The organism is Flectobacillus rivi, assembly GCF_030056655.1.
In the GTDB taxonomy this organism is placed as follows: Bacteria; Bacteroidota; Bacteroidia; order Cytophagales; family Spirosomataceae; genus Flectobacillus; species Flectobacillus rivi.
Genome location: NZ_JASHIE010000017.1, coordinates 57,468 through 76,922, shown reverse-complemented (window position 1 = coordinate 76,922; position 19,455 = coordinate 57,468). Strand labels below are relative to the sequence as shown.

The following is a 19,455-nucleotide window of genomic DNA, read 5'->3' as shown; positions in this document are numbered from 1 at the left end:
TGCCATAGGCTAAAAGTTTAAAAGTATTTCTTATGAAGTGATGAGTACATTTTGGGCAATGGTTACTAGTCTAAAGCGTACTAATACAGACTTAGATTCCACTTGTTTTGAATACAAAATATTGGTAATTAAAAACTTACATTCAAAACTCATAATTAAGCTCTAATTCTTTACTTCTTTTACTTAATGTCAATCAAATTTTAAAACTATGAGAATCTTAGTAGTTGAAGACGAACCAAAAACCTTACACGCTATCCAGCAGGGTCTTGAAGAAAACCTATATGAGGTAGATATTGCTTATGATGGGCTCATTGCTAGACAATTGGCTATGCGTAATAATTATTCATTGATTATCACCGACATTATCATGCCAGGGCTAAATGGCTTTGTGCTATCTCGTGAACTTCGTGAGTCGGGTATTCAAACGCCTATTTTGATGTTGACCGCTTTGGGCGAAACGGAAGATAAAGTCAATGGGTTCGACTCTGGGGCAGACCAATACTTAGTAAAACCTTTTCAGTTTGTAGAGTTACTGGCACGTGTCCGCTCACTCACAAAACGAGGTTCAAGTACCCTAATGACTCATCAAACCCTTAAATTTGAGGGATTAGAAATGAACCTTGATACCAAAGTGGTGACTCGTGACGAGCAAGTAATTGAACTTACTGCAAGAGAATTCACTTTATTGGAATATATGATGCGCAATCAAGGCAGAGTATTGTCAAAAGTACAATTGGCCGAAAATGTTTGGGACATTGGTTTTGATACAGGCACTAATTTTGTGGAAGTTTATATTAATTATTTACGTAAAAAAATCGATAAAAACTTTGATACAAAGCTTATTCACACCGTATTTGGAATGGGCTATGTTTTGAAAAAGGAATAATATGCAAATAAGGGTTAGTCTTACCATAAGATTTATTTTTATCGTTTCAACAATACTCCTCGCAGTGTTGTTGTCGATATACCTTTATACGCAATATTATCTGAGCGAAAGCTTTTATCGCCGACTTTCAAACCGCACCGAAACTACGGCCGAACTCTACTTTGTGGTAGATGACGTTGACTCTACCCTTTTGAGAACCATTACAGACCGTAACAAAAACGTTCTTCACAGCGAAAACATCACGATTTATAACCAAAACAAAAAAAAGGTCTTTACCACCAACGATCGCAAAGGGCTACCTCTTACAGAAGATTTAATGACGAAGATTCAGTTGGAGAAAAAGTATCGTTTTAAAGATGGTAAATATCATGGAGTAGGTTTATACTATGCTCAAACGCCTGAACCTTATTTTATTGTAGCAAGTGCTGTTGACGATTATGGGAGGGCATTTTTGGCACAAATGAGACTTATCATGGTCTTATTATTTTTGATTGTGATTCTTTGGGTTTCGGCAGCAGGCTGGTATTATGCAGGCAAAGCTATTGCTCCAATTGATGATATGGGACAAAAACTCAATAGTATTGTGCCCAAAAATATGCACCTACGGCTTACCCAGCAAGATAACCAAGATGAAATTGACACCCTAACACATACTATCAATCAACTGCTTGACCGTGTTGAGGATACTTTTAAGCTACAAAGGATGTTTGTGTCGAATGTATCGCATGAGCTTCGGAACCCTCTGACCAAAATGTCTTCACAATTGGAGGTTAGTCTTATCAAAACACGTACGCCTCAAGAATACCAAAAAACGATGTATTCGGTTTTGGATGATATTCAAGAACTGATTGCTCTTACCCAAAATTTATTGAAACTTACCAAAGTCGATGGCGTTAAGCAAGATTTGTTGGTTGACAAAGTTCGAGTAGATGAACTTCTGTGGGAAGTTCGTGGACTTTTGACCAAAAGCAATGCTCTGTATCAAATCGAACTCCTCTTTGATGAGCTTCCCGAAGACCCAGACGGACTTTGTATGTTGGGTAATTCGGCATTATTAAAAACAGCCATTGTCAATTTGGCGGAAAATGCTTGTAAATTCTCATTTGACAAAAAAGCTATTATTCGTTTACGTTGCCTTCCTGACGAAATTCAGATAGCGATTGAAGACAAAGGCATTGGCATTCAAGAATCTGACTTATCTTATATCTTCCAACCATTTTATCGAAGCAGCCAAACTGCCGACATCAAAGGCTATGGCATTGGACTTTCACTAGTCGAACGTATCGCTCGTATGCACGGAGGTACCGTTGATGTCAAGTCATCCCCTAATATTGGCACCACATTTACACTCGTTTTACCAAGCAACATCACATTCTAAGCATTTTCTAATATCTGTCTAAGAAAGTTTTAACTTTATAGTCACAACTTTGTAGCGGAAAGAGAAATATATGTTGAAGTTTAACGAAGTTGTGGGGCAGGCAGATATGAGGCATTAGCTTACTGACTGGCTCTCGTCTGATATCTCAGTTGCCCCCTTACTTCTTTGTTAAGCTTTTTTATGGTCTTCCCTCAACAAACGTGCTATTGATTCTGTGTCGCCTATGCAATGACTCTACCTATTTGTCTTACTAGGAAATTCTCCTAAAATCAATTTACTTAATTTATTGACTTATGGAAGTAACTGTAAAGAGAACGAAAATTTCTCGCTTAAACTATATTAAGTTAATTCTAAAAAAGGTAAGTTTTTCGCCTCTATTATTTAAAAAAGAATTACAGAAAGGTTTACAAGAATGTACAACCGAACAATTAGTGATTTTGAAGAGATGGTGTTTAAAACACTTTGCATCACTCTATTCTCATATAATTTTACAGGTATTCAGGTCGGTCGAGACACGATTACTTCCAAGCTAGTCATCTTTAAAGGCATGTTTTAGTTGCTTGCTAAATGTAAATGAAAAAGCGTATCCACAAAGTTTTAGTTGAGCCTATCAAGGATGTGTCAAGCCCAATCGTTGAGATTGAGCAGACAGGTCAACTAAGTGGATTTTTGCTACTCAACGCTTTATTTTTAACCCTTTTACTTGCGAATATTCCTCTTAGTGGAACAGCCTATATTCAATTCTGGTCGTCGCCATTAATGCCAGAATTAGGACATATTACTGCGCTAGATATTATCAATAAAGGATTAATGACGTTGTTTATGTTGGAGATTGGTCTTGATTTGAAGAAAGAGTTTGTTTATGGTGAACTGCAAACTTATAAACGAGCCAATTTGCCATTAATAGCAGCTATTGGAGGGCTAGTAATTCCAATTTTCGTTTTTTGTTTTTTTAACCAGAAGCAAAGTAATTATGCTGGTTGGATTATTCCTACGACTACAGATATTGCATTTTCGTTAGGTATATTAAAGTTATTGGGAAATAAAGTACCCAATTTTATTAAAGTTTTTTTTGTTGCTCTTGTTATTATAGATGATTTACTAGCCATTTCATTATTAGTGGCTTTTTATTTACCAACCGTTGCAAGCCTAAAAATCGTTCTTATCCTACTAAGTGTTCTAGCTTTACTTGGATTAAAATATTTCAAAACCACCCATATTATTCCATACTTTTTGGTAGGAGCTTTTATTTGGTGGAATATGGTACAAGCAGGATTACCTCCCGCTTTATCAGGAATCTTTACAGCCCTTTCTATCCCTATTAATCGAATAGAAGAGCTAAAAAGATGGCTTTACATGCCAGTAAACTATCTGATAGTTCCGCTATTTGTATTTGCCAATGTAGCAGTTACTATCAACGTAGAAAGCTTAGAATTCCTACAGGAATCTCATGTAACAGGTGTTTTGATTGGGCTGCTACTAGGTAAACCACTGGGGATTTTGATGGCTACATGGCTTGCTGTCAGATTGAATATTGCCCAACTTCCGGCTCACATTAATTGGGTACATATTTTAGGAATGGGGATTTTGGCCGGTACTGGCGTAACTATGGCGATTTTTGTTACAGAGCATTCATACCTTCGTACAGAGGTAAAAGATTTTATCAAAATTGGGGTCATTATAGCATCGCTTGCCTCAGGAATTTTGAGCACTTTGATTTTTATTAAAACCAGCAGTATTGCGAACTTATTTCATTGGTCTATACCAAGACTTTTTGCTAGAAATGTAAGAAGTTAAAAGGTTTTTCTTGAAAATAGTGATTATTATTTTCAGACTTTATTTGATTATTTAATACCGTTTCGAGTTTGTCTTACTTCTAAACTAGGCATAAAACAAACTACTCTTAAATATTGCGATTGTTAGCACAGATAACCCCACCGATACGATATTGGTGGGGTTTCTTTTTTTTATCTCGGATTTCGGATGTTGGATTGCGGAAGTGTAATCAATTATTTTTCACAAAAAATAAAGGTATTTGACCTTATTTCCAAAATCCGCAATCCCAAATCCGCAATTGTTTTAAGCTTTTATTTCAAATCCTTTCCAGCAATATCTTCCCAACGATAAAAATGAAACGTTTTGTCATCGCTCATGACTACAAATAATCCTTTTTTGAAGGTTTTATTCAAAGGAATAGCTGTAATGTCTGAACCATCACTTTGTTTGGCTTCGACTTTTACTACCTTGAGCTCTGGATGCTCGTGAGGATTTTGTGCAGAACCTTCTCTTGGGAAAATATGGAATTGATTGGCTCCTTGGTCAGAAACAAGAATATAGCCTTTACGAGCTGAGGTCTGATAAATCGAAATTCCTTCGTGATCTTCTGAGAAACCTTTGGTGGCAAAAAGCGCTAACTCTTGGTCGCCTTTTGAAGGCTCGGCATAGTATTTTCGCACACCAATACCTTCGTCCGAATAATAGACATAGCCTAGCGCATCGTCTACAGCTATGGATTCTATTTCCTTTTTGCCACTATAAGTACCAAATTTTCGAATAAAAGTAGCTTTTACTTGTCCTTTACCATTATCCGATAATTCATATTGCCAGATATATCCGCCCGTTGTAGGACCGTTCTTACGACCTACCATAGCATAAATTTTCCCTTTAGGATTTTTGTACAAAGCTATCCCCATCAAATCACGGAATTCTGTTCCTGTTTCACCTTCAAACATCGGAATACCGCCATTGTCAATAGGTTTCATGTCGGGCAATGAATAAATACGCAACTGATGGTTCATGCGCTCGGTGGTAACGGCTATATCGACTTTTTTACCTCCAAGGTTTAAGCCATACTCGATATCTACATTGTTGGGACGTTTGAGTCCTCGTACTACCTTTTCTGACTGGATTTTACCTTGTAAATCAAAAACAAATAGCGCTCCATCTTGATTTTTATCGGTACCAATAATTAGGCTTTTGCTAGGGTTTTTAGGGTTTATCCAAATAGCAGGATCGTCGGTATCGTGTTTAACTGAATCAGTAATAACAACGGGTTTGATAATCGTTTGAGCACAAGCATTTTCAACAGTCGAAACAATCAAGCTCAAGGATAATAATTTAAAGAGAAGTTTCATGAAATAAGTTGGTTTTGTTCAGAGTGAACAGGTGCAAAGGCACAAAGTGACAAAGTATTTTTAAATTAATGAAGCTTCTATAAAACTTCACTCCCTTTGTGCCTTTGTACCTTTGTGCCTGTTCACTTCATTATTAATCTACTTCCCTCCAAAAGCACCAATGTAATTAGCTGGTTCTGGGGAAGTGTATGTTTTGCCGTTGGCAGTAATACCTGTTTTGAAATTACGAGTAAATGTGGTAATACCCTTGTTAAGAGCTGCCGAGCTAGATAGTAACGAGAAATCCCATGAGCTATTGTAGTCTGCGTTCATGACATCTGTTGATAATGGGTAGTTCGCAAACTTTGGATCGTTATCGCCCGCTTTTGTACCACGGATTTCGTTTGTACCTGAAGCAATCTCAGCTGTCGGCTGGAACTGGTCTACGGTAGTTTGATTATAGCCATAGTACAGGTTGTTTTGAATAACCGAACGAGTATCTTCAGGCTTTTTCACATCACGTTTGATACCGAAGCGGCAGTTAGCCAAAAGGTTGTTGTACAAATCAGCACGCACACTAGCTTCTATCCAAATAGAACCACCTTTGATGGTTGGGCGTCTCCAGCCTGTATTCATCAAGGTATTGTTGTATGCTACCACATAAGCTTGCGGTGTACGGTCACCTGCGTTTGATAGCTTAAGTGCGTTGGTATTAGTGCTATAAACCAAATTATACGCTACATCAGCAATACAGCCCGATTTGATGTTGATGGCTTCGCCTCCTGTTACCCCTGTTGTGTAAAATTTATTATTTGAGAAAATAATATTACCACCTTCTAAATAAGTACAATCTTCGTTGAAATGGCGGAAAATACTATTAACTACCACCAATTTACCAGATACATTCGAGTACCAAAGCGCTGGCACATTTTCGCCACTTAATGCCTTATAAAGACCTAATTTCACAGACGTGGAAGCTTCTGTTGTAGTCGAGCCACCATATTCCAAAATCACATTGTCCAATACTAATTCAGCACAAGTTTTGCTAGCCAAGATACCACCCCAAAGCTTACCATAGTTGTATTTAGAAGTACGAGCCGTTTCAGGAACGGTAAATTTAATAGGATTACTAGCACTTCCAGAAGCGTATAAATTACCATTAACGATAATTTCTGGTTTTGCCGTTGTGTCCATTACTACGGTTACGCCTTCTTCAATACTCAAGGTTTTTCCCGCAGGAACAATGATATCCCCAGTTACTTGAACGATGCTTCCTTTTTTCCAAGTACCAGATACTTCACCAGCTACTGATTGTTCTTCTGGCTTGGGGTCTGAGTTGTCTTTTGTACAGCTTGTGCATAGCGATGTCAGCAACAAGACACTTGCTAAAATGCTTGATGTTTTCATGATGTTTTGTAAAAATGAGTGTTAAAGTTTGAAGCGTAGACCAATCAAATAGCTACGTTGATAATAGTCTTGACGAATTAAAGTTTTGTTATTAAGAGCTGATTGTTCAGGAATTGAAGAATTTACAGGGTTGCTATTTTTGATAAAAACGCGCATAGGCGTGTTCAAAAGGTTATTAGCTTTGGCAAAAATCGTCCAATGCTTCCCTATATTCTTTTCGATGGACGCATCCATTTGTATAAATGCTTCTTGCCAAAGGTCATTGTTCAAAAATTGAGATACAGTATTGATACGTTCGCCAGTATACGAGGCTGCCAATTGTGCATCAATGCCTTTTTTCCCATCTTTATAAAAAACAGATAGATTTCCTACGTGTGCAGATTGCCCGTACATCGGACGAGTTTGGTCAACGCTACGAGGCTCTAAATTTCCTTGCGCATTACGAATACGAATCATTTTTTTGGTCGTAATACTAGAATTGGTATAGGTGTAGTTGGCTTTGAAACCAAAGTTTTGGAAGTTTTTAATCATATCTAATTCCAAACCATAGTTTTGTGCTGTTCCAAAATTGTCTGGCGTATAAAACACATCTTGTCCACGAGTTTCGTCCACTTGCAAAGTATATTCAATTGGATTCTGAATATTCTTATAAAAAACACCAGCCATTAATTGGTCTGAGGCATTAGGGAAATATTCATAACGGAAATCAATGTTGTCGGCAACAGCACGTTTTAGGTCAGGGTTCCCACGTTCTTGGTATTCTTCGTTGACAATTTTCCCTGGCACAATTTCAAAAAAACCAGGACGATTGATAGAGCGGAAATAAGAGAAACGAAGGTTTTGATTACTTTCCAAGGCATATTTTGTATGAATGCTTGGCAAAATATCCCAATAATCTTGTGTACCCGATGGACGAAGTTCACCCAAAGGATATAGCATATCATATCCCTGCGAAGTATGCTCAGCACGTACACCCGAGATAATTTGCCACTCTTTTGAGGTCCATTTCCCCATAACATACGCTGCTCCTATTTGCTCGGAAGCTTTGTAGTTGAGTGCGGAAGCTACTGTACCACGAGGGTTTTCTAACGACCAAGATAAATCGCTATATTGCTTATAATCTGTTTGATAAAGGGCAAAAGGATTAATAGGTTTAAAGATATAGTTGTTATAAAAATTATCTCGTTGCTTGGTTCTAAACAAACCACCAGCACTCCAATCAATGCCTTTGAAAAGGTAATTTACATTGGTATAAAGCGCTATATCTTGGTCGTTATTATGCTCCCAACGACGAGCACTTTCAGTTGGATAGGTAAGTGTTTCAACAAATTTTTCTCTTTTTCCTAAAAAATTCACACTAGTATTTTCTGGTACAGCATTGGTTGCCAAGGAATACACAGCCGACCAGTTCACTGAAAGGTTTGGCGCTAACTGGTGTTTGGCTTGTAGAGTAGAGTTAAAAATACTCTGGCGAGTATATCTCAAACGAGTCGAATATCCCAAACCTGCATTTCCAGCCACAGGGTCATATCCTCCCGACGAAAAATCCGTAGTTTTTGTTTGACGAACTTGCCAGTTTTGCAAATTCATAAACGCATTGTACCACTGCAACTTAGTACGTGAATTGAGAGCGAAATCTAGTTTGGCATGTAAGCCCAAACGTTGTTGTTGCTCCGAATAATTACGTTGCGCCAAACTGGTAATACGAGACGTCGTTTCTGTATCGTAGACTGTCGAGTTGTAGAAATCGCTATTGCTACCACGGAAAGTATTTTGGAAACTTCCTGCCAAAATCACTCCCAAACGATTATGCATATAACGGTTACCTACCGACAAACCAGCAATGACATTCGGCATAGGCGAAGCAGACTTCGTATCTAAAAATCCTTTCGCAAAATCCTGTATCGTAGCCGAATACGTTTTTCCATAAGCCTCATAAGGTGACTGGGTATGAATCAAGCTTTTGTTCATCGAATCAAATGAGCGATTCATAAACAACTCGCTATATCCTGTGGCTAAATTAGCTTTTAGTTCTAGTTGCGTTGGAGCTTCTTTCATCACCATATTGATTACACCTCCAACAGCATCGCCTTCTTTGTCGGGCGTAAGTGATTTGCTTACTTCTAAGCGACCTAACAGTTCGGAAGGGAATATATCTAAAGGCACATAACGATATTTATTGTCTGGACTTGGGATTTTGATACCATTGACCAAAGTATAATTATAGCGTTTGTCCATACCACGCATAATAGCATATTGTCCATCGCCATTGCTATTGCGTTCTATCGAAATCCCCGAAACACGTTGTACTAAATTTGCCACGGTTAAATCAGGCGAAATTTCAATAGCTTTTCCCGAAACGATATTCATCAACTGTAACGCATTGCGTTCGGCTGAACGAGCAGTAAGCTCAGAAGATTTATCGCTATGGGCGGATACCACAACTTCTTCAAGGGTTTGATTGGCATGTGGTTTGAGTTGAATTTTTCTGGTGGTGTGTTCTGGAATCTCGATATTTTCTTCAAAAGATTGGTAGCCCACATAACTTACTTTGAGAGTATGTTTTCCCTTCTTTAGTCCCTTGATTCGAAAATTCCCATCCAATCCAACAACATCATACGCACCCTGAGGCATTGCTCTAACAACGGCACCCACAAGTGGTTCGCCTGTTTGCTGGTCTGCGACAGAGCCATGGAATTGGAAGTTTTGTGTAAATCCAAGGTGTGCAATTAAGCAACACCACACTATGATAAAATATTTGCACATAATTGTCAGAAAAGGTCTGTGTCTAAGTCGAGCCTAGATGAAATACCTCGTTGTTTTTGCTGTGACAAAGGTGCAATAAGTCTATTTTGATTTGCAAATTCGTGCCGTTACAAAAAGGAAACAGCGTTACAAAGAGCGTTAACAAAAAAGCAACAGCGTGAATTAAAACTTTGCAATTACCTAAAAATCAATGCTTTTTATTTTTAAAAACGTTACATTATCAAATTGTTAACGTTACGTTTCTGAATTATAAAGACTGAATAAAGGACGACAGATTCTCTCCTTGCGCTAAATTGAGTTTCTTTCGAAGGCGGTATCTCAATACCCGTAGACTGTCTTGTGATACGCCTAACAAGGAGGCAATTTCAGCAGAGTTTAGATTCATTTTGAGTAAAGCAATCAAACGAATATCGTTGGAGGTAAGCTGTTCGGTGTGAGATTTTAGTTTTTCTAAAAACCTTTGGTGTACTTGTTCGAACACATGACGGAAGTGTTCCCAGTCATGATCATGCGTGAAGCTTTGGTTGATTTCTTGCATAATCTGCTTTAGATTTCTAGACACATTTTTTCGGTCATCTTTCAAGGTTTCTTCCAAACGCAGATATAACTTTTGTAAAAGCTGATTTTTTTGAATGACGTGCAAAGTGTGGGCACTCAATTCTTGAGTTTTTATCTCGAGTTGATTTTTAAGGTGTTCTTCCTCTAATTGCTGATTACGAAGAGCGACTTGCATCAAAGCCTGCTCGGTTTCTGACACCTTTTGATTTTGTTGATTAAGGCGTAATTCGTTAGCGATTTTCATACGTTGGCGACTCATAATCACAAAGCCCAAACTTCCTAATAAAACCAAGACCACAGCTACGGCAATACCCACAATTTGATTGGTTTTTGTGGCATGGTCAAGACGTTCGATTTCTGCATTTTTTTTGGCAATATCATACATCACTTGTAGTACAGCCATTTGTTGCATACTTTTTTCGGAATAAATATCCATTGTCATTTTTCGACTCAGTTCAAGATAGTAATAGGCGCTATCATTACGTCCTAAATCGTGCAAGGCTCTTGATATATCTCGGTAGGCACTGGCTTCTTGATATTTTTCTTTAAGTGACTGCGAAAGAGATAAGGCTTTTTTTGAATATTGAAGTCCCTCTTGGGTTTTTCCTGTTTTTCTTAAAACATCTCCCAAATTATTGAGCACTTCTATTTGCGACAGCTCATCTTTGGCTACTTGGTTGACAGATAGGGCTTTGTTGAAATAGAAATAGGCTGAGTCATACCGAGATAAATCTTCAAAAATACTTCCTAAGTTTTCATAAATCTTGGCAATACCACTCTGATTACCAGCTTTTTGATATTCTGAAATAGCTTTGCGCTGAAAGTCAAGCGCCAAAGGGTATTTACCTTGTTTTTCATACAAATGTCCCAAACGACCATAGGTTTTGGCGATACCACTTGGTTCTTTTTGTTTTTGAAAAATCTGTAAAGCTTCCTGATACTGTTGCAGAGCCGCATTGGAATTGCGCAGGTAATAATACAAAAGTCCAAGGTCGCAAAGATTGTCGGCTAAGAGAAGAGGTTTTTGTTGGCTTTTCAACACCTTATTGGCTTGTAAATGAAGCTCCAAAGCTTGAGGATAATGCCCAAAATGAAAACATAATTGTCCCATTTGTTGCAAATAAAGCCCAGCCTCGAGTATTTGTTGTTTTTCAACTGCCGAATTGTATTGTGCTTTTAGCTTCAGTAGTTTGGTATCTGGATGCGGGATTTCACTATAAAAAGTATCTTTATCGAGGGTTTGAGCAGAACCATGAAGTACAATACCCAAAGTCCAAAGGACTAGCAGAAATTTGGCGTGCGATTTTATAGACAACATATCAACGAGAAATTTGAAAATCAACACAAAGTTGACCCAAGATTCCCAAAGCGTAACCGTCAGGTAATATTGTTAATGATTATTTAATGAAGAGGAACAAATAGTTTCAAGCGCCTTGCCCCTCTTCATCTTGGTTACTATTCCTTATTTTCAATTTTCTCCTTAACGGTGGATTTGTTGTTTTCTATAGATATATTCTTGCAGGAAGTTAGCAGTATTGAAAACTCTTTGATAGGGCTGAATGGAATAATTGTATTATTACTAAAAATGAGTTTATCCACACTTTTAGCTTGCAATACTCCAGGTTGACTGATTTTGAAAGTATTGTTGATAATCCTGATATTTCGATGGACTTTTTGGATGGGATTGGTCTCATGGTTTTCTGGTAAAATGGCAATAGCTCCACTTTGAGTATTATAACCACAATTTTCAAATACATTGTTTTGAATCAAAACATCCTTTACGGCACCTGATTCATACCAACTGGCGGCATCGTCAGCAATCAAGATTGGATACATACCTGTACCTTTAAATACATTATTTTGAATAACAACTTTTCTAGGAGTTGTCATCAAAATACCACGAGTATTAGTACGTTCGAATCGGCAATTTTGGATAATAACACTCGGTGTCCAAGTAAGATTTTCGAGACTTTGACCAATTTGGACAGTCGATGGTACATTTTGAAACAACTCCACTTCCATCTCTCTAGGATTGATCAGTTTGGCAGACTTTATTTTCCCAAAACCTATAGGGAGCAAGGTGGCTGGATTAATAAAGGCAATGCTATCTTTTTCGAAAAAGGCCTTGAATCCATAGGTTTGATGATGCATAAATCTTATCACCAATTTTTGAGGAGCAAGTATCTTAGTGATCTGTAAATGTGTACCATGTACATTGATGGGGTCGTCGTGAGCGCCACTGGTTTCACAGTTTTCTATTTTAACGAGTCCTTTACAACCAGAAAAATGAAAGCAATCAGCGAAAGCGGCAATGATACGATGGCTATTGGCTTGAGGTTTGACAAAAATATGTCGAAGGGTAAGATTTTCAGAAAACTGCGACAAGATACCCAAACCATGCATATAGTGCATGGAGATATTTTCGAGTAAGATATTTTTACTCAAATGAATAAAAGCTCCGCAGTTATCACGATAGGGATCACGAAAAGTAAGTATATCGTTTTGCTGAAAATTTACTTTGCTAAAATCTCCTTCAAAATGTAACTGATTAGGAGCTATTGCTATCACTTTTGCTTGCTGTAGTGGTTTCATCGAACTATAATGCATCTCATTGGATTGGGGTCTGAACAAAATGGTATGCAAAGATTTTGCCTCCCAACCTTCTCCCAAAAACGTGATACGTCCTTGGTCGATTTTATATTTTGAATCGGGGTGAACTTCCACATCTACTTCTGTTGGGGTAACTTTTAATAAAGTTAGTTCTGACATAGTAGGACGTTCGTAATCAAATCTTAGGTTTTTGATTTGGATATTACGACTATTCAATAAGGCAAAAGAAACCATTTTACCATGTAATACAATGAGGGTGTTTTGTCCTTCAATACTAAAGTTTTGATAGTTTTCCAGCAGAAAAGCAATGGATTTTATTTTGGATAGCGTATCGTTTTCGGTACTATTTGAAAGATATAATGTTCTTTTTTCTGCGTCATTTGACCAAATATCGATACGCCCTTGAGGTAGTATGAGTTTTTGGGCATGCATTTTTTGACAGGCATCAAGGGCTTTTCTGATGGGCAAAGCCATGTCTTGTTGAGTATTGGGCTTCACACCATATTCGGAGGCATAGATAACTTTTTGTGCAAAAGTTTGACAGCAACAACAGTAAAGTAATAGGATGGATTTACAGAGGAATGTTTTCATAGCAAAGTTTCAAGTTGAAAATTGAGGATATGCTAGAAAAGAAGAGGCTGTGGAAAAGTACTCAGTTAGACATAATTCACTCATAATTTAGTGAATGACTGATTGAGCAATTTAGTGATTATTTTTTACTAGTTTATTTGAAAGGAATCATGGGGTATTTATCAAAAAGGCGTTCGAAAAACTCATTTCGAACGCCTTTTTTGATACTATATGTCAGAATAATGACTCATTTGGCAAAATATTTTCTATTTACTAATCTCCAACATAGCTTTTAAGGCTTTGAGTGCTGGTTCACGAACGTCTTCTGCTACCTGAATTTCTGGCAACTCATAGAACATGGCGTTATAGAGTTTTTCCAAGGTATTCATTTTCATATATGGACATTCTGAGCATGCGCAAGTGTTTTTCTCATTGGCAGGCGCTGGAATAATCTTCTTATTCGGAACAGACTCCTTCATTTTATGTAAAATACCTGCTTCGGTAGCTACGATAAATTCTTGGCAATCAGAGTCTTTTACAAAATTCAAAAGAGCAGTAGTTGAGCCTACAAAATCAGCTTGTGAAAGAATAACCTCTTTACATTCTGGGTGAGCAATCAATAAAGCATTAGGATTTTCCTCCTTTACTTTTTTCAATTTCTCTAAGGAAATATCGATGTGAACAATACAAGCACCATCCCAAAGAATAAGGTCACGACCTGTTTTCTTCGCTACATATCTTCCCAAATTGGCATCTGGTGCGAAGATGATTTGCTTATCCGCAGGAATCGATTCAACCACCTTGAGAGCGTTCGATGAAGTACAAATAATATCTGTCATGGCTTTGACATCGGCCGTACAGTTGATATAACTTACCACAACAGCCTCAGGATACTGAGCCTTGAAAGCGGCGAATTCTTCTTTTGGAGCAGAATCTGCCAACGAACAACCTGCATTGAAGTCGGGGATAACGACTTTTTTGTTAGGGTTCAAAATCTTGGCTGTTTCACCCATAAAATGCACGCCACAAAATACAATCATATCGGCATCTGTCTTTTCGGCTGCTTGTGCCAAGGCAAGACTATCTCCCAAAAAGTCAGCCAAATCTTGAATTTCAGCATCTACATAATAGTGAGCCAAGATTACAGCATTTTTTTCTTTTTTGAGTTTTAAAATTTCTTCTTTCAAGTCAGTTCCCTTAAAAGGTACCGAACGGCTCACATAGCCTACTTTATTTACTTCGTCTAGTAAGTTCATTTTTTATTAATCGGTGAATTGTTGTCTAGTTTAAAAATAAATCAAGTTTTAATAGATACTAATATGAAATGGCAAGCTATGCCACGCGGAGGTGTAACATACTTTTAAGCTATTTTATAGAAATGAAGGTGTTTTCCCATATTTCCGAAATCAGAAATCCCAAATCCGCTATAGTTGAAAACACTTACACCTCACAATTCTTCATTATTCTTTAGTACGCTTTTAAACTTAAATCTAAGCTTTTGATTTGGTGAGTCAATGCTCCACTCGAAATATAATCTACGCCACATTCGGCATATTGGCGAATGGTAGTTTCGTTGATACCGCCCGAAGCTTCAGTCAAGTATTTACCATCGATTAAGCGAACTGCTTCACGAAGGTTTTCAAAACTGAAGTTATCCAACATGATTCTATTAACTTGACCAATCGCTAAAACTTGTTGTAATTCTTCAAGGTTACGAACTTCAATTTCGATTTGGAGGCTTTTTTCCGTTTTCACTAAATATTCATTAGCCTGAAGAATTGCATTAGCAATACCTCCAGCATAATCTACGTGATTATCTTTGATTAAGATCATATCAAAAAGTGCGTAGCGATGGTTTACAGCACCTCCAATTTTGCAAGCCCATTTTTCACAAAGTCTAAAATTAGGCGTTGTTTTACGGGTATCTAATAATTTGGCATTGGTACCTTCAATCAAATTGACCATCGAGCGTGTATAGGTAGCAATACCCGACATACGTTGCATACAGTTGAGTACCAAGCGCTCAGCCTTCAGAATTGACTGCGAGCGACCTTCTACTGTTAATACGATTTGTCCACGGTCGATAGATGTACCATCCTCGAGGATAGTTGTAACCTGAAGCTCAGGATCAACTTCTGCAAAAATCATTTTGGCAAGTTCGACGCCAGCCAAAATTCCTTTATCTTTTACCAATAATCTGGCACGTCCAATGGCATCATGCGGTACAGTCGAGAGCGAAGTATGATCGCCATCACCGACGTCTTCAGTCAAAGCATTTTGAATGAAGTTTTTGATATAAGTTGGTTCTAAATAATTAAACATGCTAGATACAGATTGTTTTATGTCCCAAAAGTAAGAAAATTATTCAATTGTACTTTTGAAATTTTTTGTAGGCAATACCTCATTATTGTTATAAAAATCCCAAGAAAATTGGGTAAGTCTCTTTTTATACAGACGTAAAATTTGGTGTAAAGTTTGCGATACTTCTATAAAACTTGCTACTTTTGTGTTCAACAATGAAAAAAACATCTCACATATCGCGTTTGTTCAGCACTTTTTTCGTGTGCTTGATGCTGATGTTTACCGTTTTTGGTAAAACATTTTCGGCATCGCAGGTACACTATTCTGGTGTAAAAAAAGCGAAAACTGAGCAGTCCAAAAAGCAAAAAGGAGCTACTCCTGAATGTTCAGTAAGTGAATTGTCGGTAATGCACGCTAGTCCAAGTATTAGTTTTGATGCCGTTAGCGATTTTGTTTTTTCGATTCCTAGCGTTGCGATCCCTGTGGCAGTTCATGCTTTGGGTCAGCAATTGAAGGTTACTTCTCCTAATATTCTTTACGAAATTCTGTTCGAGCATTTTATTGCTACCAATGCTCCCTGATTCCCTTTTTTCTTGGTTTAAATGATTGAAAGTCTAACGATATAGGCTTTATGGGCAATTTATTGGTCATTTGTATCACGATTTCCCAAGCTTCAGACTCAACATTTACTCCACCCTTACCAAACCCTTTTCCAATCTTGTAATAGGCGACTGTTACACAAGTAATTCACATTCATTTTTCAAATAACTAAAAACAAATGCGTTACAAAGGTGCCATTGTGTGGCTGACTGGTATTATTTCAGCCCTATGTTTGTTCTTCCTTTCGTTTACATGGAAGGCTAATTCGGTTCGTGAAGATGCAATTGCGTATGCAACATCGAAAGATGGAAAACTCGACCCAGCTAAAAAAACTCGTTATATCGATTCATTGTGGAAGCAACCAGTGTATTTGGGCTTCACATTGCAAGATGTAACTACTTATGCGCTTCACAAAGGTCTTGACTTGGAAGGTGGTTTCAGTGCAGTATTGGAAGTATCTCCAGTAGAAATGTTACGTGCACTTTCTGGAAAAAGTAATGACCCTAATTTTGAGAAAGCGTTAGCTAACGCTTCAAAATTGCAAGCGACTTCAACGAAGCCATTCAATGACATCTTCTTCGAAGAGTTTGCTAAAATTGCTCCAAGCCAACGTTTAGCTACGATTTTCGCTAACTCTGTAAACCGTGACAAATTGAGCTCAAACTCTTCTGATGCTCAAGTGAAGAAAGTAGTTAATGCCGAAATTAATGGTGCTGTAGACCGCGTTTACAAAATCATTCAATCACGTATTGACAAGTTCGGTGTAGCTAACCCGAACATCCAACGTTTGCCAGGTACAAACCGTATCCAAGTTGAATTACCAGGTGTAGATAACCCTGAGCGTGCTCGTAAATTATTGGCAGGTGCTGCTAAATTGGAATTTGTTGAGGTTGCAGAAATCAACGAATGGGGACAAGGTTTGAATACATTGGGTGAATATTTGGCTGCTGAAGAAAAAGCGAAAAAAGCAACTGTTGCTACTACAACGGCTGCTACTGCTGATACTTCAAAAAGTGGTTTGGCAGGTCAATTGGCTGCATCAAAAGCTGCTAAAAAAGACACAGCAAAAACAGATACAACTTCAGGTGCTGCTTTGACAAAACTATTCTTGCCTTTGGACAACCAAGGAAGAAGCTGGGGTGTAATGCGTAAAGACACTGCTCGTGTTAATGAATTGTTCCGTCGTCCAGAAGTAAAAATGATGTTCCCATCAAACTTAACTTTTGTATGGTATGCTAAAGGAATTCCATCAACGACTGGTGATGAAATTATTCAATTTGAAGCAATCAAGAAAACTGAAAATCAACCAGCTCCTTTAGAAGGTGATGTAATTGTAGATGCTTCACAAGACTACGATCAAAATCAGCGTCCTGAAGTAACGATGTTGATGAACGGTACAGGTTCTCGTATTTGGAAAAACTTGACAGCTGCTAGCATTGGTAAACGTGTAGCAATCGTATTGGATAACTATGTATATTCTGCTCCAGTAATCAACGGTGAAATTCCTAACGGTCGTTCATCTATCTCTGGTTCATTTACTGTAGAAGAAGCAAAAGACTTAGCAAACGTATTGAAAGCAGGTAAATTGCCAGCTCCAACTCGTATCGTTGAAGACGCTTTCATCGGTCCATCATTAGGTCAGGAAGCTATCAACCAAGGTTATTTGTCAATGGCTATCGGTTTAGGTTTAGTAATCATCTTTATGATTGGTTATTATGGTAACCCAGGTTGGATGGCAAACACTGCGTTATTGTTCAACGTATTCTTTATTGCAGGTATCACGGTTCAAATTCAAGCAGCCTTGACATTGCCAGGTATCGCAGGTATCGTATTGACATTGGGTATGGCGGTAGATGCCAACGTATTGATTAATGAACGTATTCGTGAAGAATTACATCGTGGTGTAGGATTGTTGGAGGCCGTAAAATTAGGATATGAAAAAGCTCTATCAGCTATTTTGGATGGTAACATTACTACAATCTTGGTTGGTGCTATCTTGATTTTCTTCGGTTCTGGTTCTGTAAAAGGATTTGGTGTAACACTTTGTATTGGTTTGGTTACTTCAGTATTTACTTCTGTATTCGTATCACACGTATTGGTAGACTGGATGGTACAACGTAAAATTGCTGCTGGTAAAGAGAAAGAAGTAACATTCGAAACATTTATTTCGAAAGACCTATTCAAAGGAATGGATTTCGACTTTATCGGGAAACGTAAATACTCTTACTGGTTCTCTTGGGGCTTAATCGCTTTGGGTATGGGTGTGTTGATTGCACAAGGTGGTTTCAACTTAGGTGTTGACTTCAAAGGTGGTCGTTCTTATGTAGTTGAGTTTGCTAAACCAGTAGATGCAACAGATATTAAAGAAGCATTGAAAGATGATTTTGAAGAAAAAGGTGTTGAAGTAAAAACTTTCAACGGTCCTACTAAGATGAAGGTTACAACAGCGTATTTGGTTGAAGATGAGTCTGCTGCTGCTAACCAAAAAGTTCGTGCTGCTTTGGAGAAAGGATTGACACAATTTGCTGCTGACAAACCAGTAATCCTATCAGAATCTAAAGTAGGTGCAACTATTGCCGATGATATCTTGACACAGTCATTTGTATCTATTGGTTATGCTTTAATTGCCATTTTTATCTATATCTTGATTCGTTTCCGTAAATGGCAATATTCATTGGGTAGCGTTATCGCCTTGTTACACGATACTTTAGTAGTATTGGGTATGGTAGGTATCGTTCGTATCTTTGGTTTAGAATTAGAAGTTGACCAAATCTTTATCGCTGCTGTATTGACGGTAATCGGTTATTCAATTAACGATACTGTGGTAGTATTTGACCGTATTCGTGAAGAAATTGGTGTTGATGCAGACTTGTCAGACAAAGAGTTGATTATCAAAACAATCAATACTTCTATTAACCATACAATGAGCCGTACCGTAATGACAGCAACAACTGTATTCTTGGTAGTATCAGTATTGTTGTTCTTTGGTGGTGACATCTTGCGTGGATTCTCATTTGCGATGTTTATCGGGGTAGTATTTGGTGCATACTCATCTATCTTCGTAGCTGCTCCAATCGTTATTGACCTTGGAACAGGAAAGAAGAAAGCTGTAGCGCCAGCCGCAAACCCTTCTAAGTAATTACTCTCAAAGACCTCATAGCCCCCAAAAGCTATGAGGTCTTTTTTTGTTTCACGACAAAATATTAACTATCTTGAAACACAGTTTATACAATTCTGTTCTGTAATTACCTTCAATCACAATAAAA

At 37.8% G+C, this 19,455-nt stretch carries 12 protein-coding genes; 5 read left to right on the top strand and 7 right to left on the bottom strand.

Annotated features, from left to right (window positions below; translation table 11 throughout):
• The first annotated feature begins 208 nt into the window (after nt 1-208).
• From QM481_RS21140 to nhaA, 3 genes are all read left to right on the top strand, one after another.
• On the top strand, nt 209-886 hold the full coding sequence (locus tag QM481_RS21140; RefSeq protein WP_283345937.1) for a response regulator: 678 nt from the start codon (nt 209-211) through the stop codon (nt 884-886).
• Between the two features lies 1 nt (nt 887).
• A complete protein-coding gene (locus QM481_RS21135) occupies nt 888-2,264 on the top strand; it encodes a sensor histidine kinase (protein WP_283383216.1) in 1,377 nt (458 codons plus the stop codon).
• Nucleotides 2,265-2,837: 573 nt separating this feature from the next.
• A complete protein-coding gene (gene nhaA / locus QM481_RS21130) occupies nt 2,838-4,061 on the top strand; it encodes a Na+/H+ antiporter NhaA (protein WP_283383215.1) in 1,224 nt (407 codons plus the stop codon).
• Between the two features lie 290 nt (nt 4,062-4,351).
• On the opposite strand, the gene QM481_RS21125 is transcribed toward nhaA, so the two are convergent.
• The 7 genes from QM481_RS21125 to nadC all read right to left on the bottom strand — a co-directional run bounded on the left by QM481_RS21125 (nt 4,352) and on the right by nadC (nt 15,610).
• Nucleotides 4,352-5,398, bottom strand: a complete 1,047-nt coding sequence (locus QM481_RS21125) for a phytase (protein ID WP_166553899.1) — start codon at nt 5,396-5,398, stop codon at nt 4,352-4,354.
• Between the two features lie 138 nt (nt 5,399-5,536).
• Nucleotides 5,537-6,784: a right-handed parallel beta-helix repeat-containing protein gene (locus QM481_RS21120; RefSeq protein WP_283383214.1), complete on the bottom strand. Its 1,248-nt coding sequence runs from the start codon at nt 6,782-6,784 to the stop codon at nt 5,537-5,539.
• A 21-nt stretch (nt 6,785-6,805) separates the two neighbouring features.
• Complete coding sequence (locus QM481_RS21115) at nt 6,806-9,550, bottom strand: TonB-dependent receptor (RefSeq protein ID WP_283383213.1); 2,745 nt, start codon at nt 9,548-9,550, stop codon at nt 6,806-6,808.
• Between the two features lie 247 nt (nt 9,551-9,797).
• Nucleotides 9,798-11,426 carry a tetratricopeptide repeat protein gene (locus QM481_RS21110; RefSeq protein ID WP_283383212.1) on the bottom strand — a complete coding sequence of 543 codons (1,629 nt, stop codon included), beginning with the start codon at nt 11,424-11,426 and terminating at the stop codon, nt 9,798-9,800.
• Nucleotides 11,427-11,563: 137 nt separating this feature from the next.
• Nucleotides 11,564-13,309: a right-handed parallel beta-helix repeat-containing protein gene (locus tag QM481_RS21105; protein WP_283383211.1), complete on the bottom strand. Its 1,746-nt coding sequence runs from the start codon at nt 13,307-13,309 to the stop codon at nt 11,564-11,566.
• Between the two features lie 245 nt (nt 13,310-13,554).
• Nucleotides 13,555-14,544 carry a quinolinate synthase NadA gene (nadA, locus tag QM481_RS21100; RefSeq protein ID WP_283371786.1) on the bottom strand — a complete coding sequence of 330 codons (990 nt, stop codon included), beginning with the start codon at nt 14,542-14,544 and terminating at the stop codon, nt 13,555-13,557.
• A 211-nt stretch (nt 14,545-14,755) separates the two neighbouring features.
• A complete protein-coding gene (gene nadC / locus QM481_RS21095) occupies nt 14,756-15,610 on the bottom strand; it encodes a carboxylating nicotinate-nucleotide diphosphorylase (RefSeq protein WP_283383210.1) in 855 nt (284 codons plus the stop codon).
• A 194-nt stretch (nt 15,611-15,804) separates the two neighbouring features.
• On the opposite strand from nadC, the gene QM481_RS21090 reads away from it, so the two are divergent.
• Together QM481_RS21090 and secDF are read left to right on the top strand one after the other, a co-directional pair.
• Complete coding sequence (locus tag QM481_RS21090) at nt 15,805-16,170, top strand: hypothetical protein (protein WP_166552893.1); 366 nt, start codon at nt 15,805-15,807, stop codon at nt 16,168-16,170.
• Nucleotides 16,171-16,367: 197 nt separating this feature from the next.
• A complete protein-coding gene (secDF, locus tag QM481_RS21085; protein WP_283383209.1) occupies nt 16,368-19,328 on the top strand; it encodes a protein translocase subunit SecDF in 2,961 nt (986 codons plus the stop codon).
• Nucleotides 19,329-19,455: the final 127 nt, after the last annotated feature.

Bases quoted from the DNA above. Each gene is read 5' to 3' on its own strand.
- QM481_RS21140 (WP_283345937.1), top strand. From the start codon at position 209: ATGAGAATCTTAGTAGTTGAAGACGAACCAAAAACCTTACACGCTATC.
- QM481_RS21135 (WP_283383216.1), top strand. From the start codon at position 888: ATGCAAATAAGGGTTAGTCTTACCATAAGATTTATTTTTATCGTTTCA.
- nhaA (WP_283383215.1), top strand. From the start codon at position 2,838: ATGAAAAAGCGTATCCACAAAGTTTTAGTTGAGCCTATCAAGGATGTG.
- QM481_RS21125 (WP_166553899.1), bottom strand. From the start codon at position 5,398: ATGAAACTTCTCTTTAAATTATTATCCTTGAGCTTGATTGTTTCGACT.
- QM481_RS21120 (WP_283383214.1), bottom strand. From the start codon at position 6,784: ATGAAAACATCAAGCATTTTAGCAAGTGTCTTGTTGCTGACATCGCTA.
- QM481_RS21115 (WP_283383213.1), bottom strand. From the start codon at position 9,550: ATGTGCAAATATTTTATCATAGTGTGGTGTTGCTTAATTGCACACCTT.
- QM481_RS21110 (WP_283383212.1), bottom strand. From the start codon at position 11,426: ATGTTGTCTATAAAATCGCACGCCAAATTTCTGCTAGTCCTTTGGACT.
- QM481_RS21105 (WP_283383211.1), bottom strand. From the start codon at position 13,309: ATGAAAACATTCCTCTGTAAATCCATCCTATTACTTTACTGTTGTTGC.
- nadA (WP_283371786.1), bottom strand. From the start codon at position 14,544: ATGAACTTACTAGACGAAGTAAATAAAGTAGGCTATGTGAGCCGTTCG.
- nadC (WP_283383210.1), bottom strand. From the start codon at position 15,610: ATGTTTAATTATTTAGAACCAACTTATATCAAAAACTTCATTCAAAAT.
- QM481_RS21090 (WP_166552893.1), top strand. From the start codon at position 15,805: ATGAAAAAAACATCTCACATATCGCGTTTGTTCAGCACTTTTTTCGTG.
- secDF (WP_283383209.1), top strand. From the start codon at position 16,368: ATGCGTTACAAAGGTGCCATTGTGTGGCTGACTGGTATTATTTCAGCC.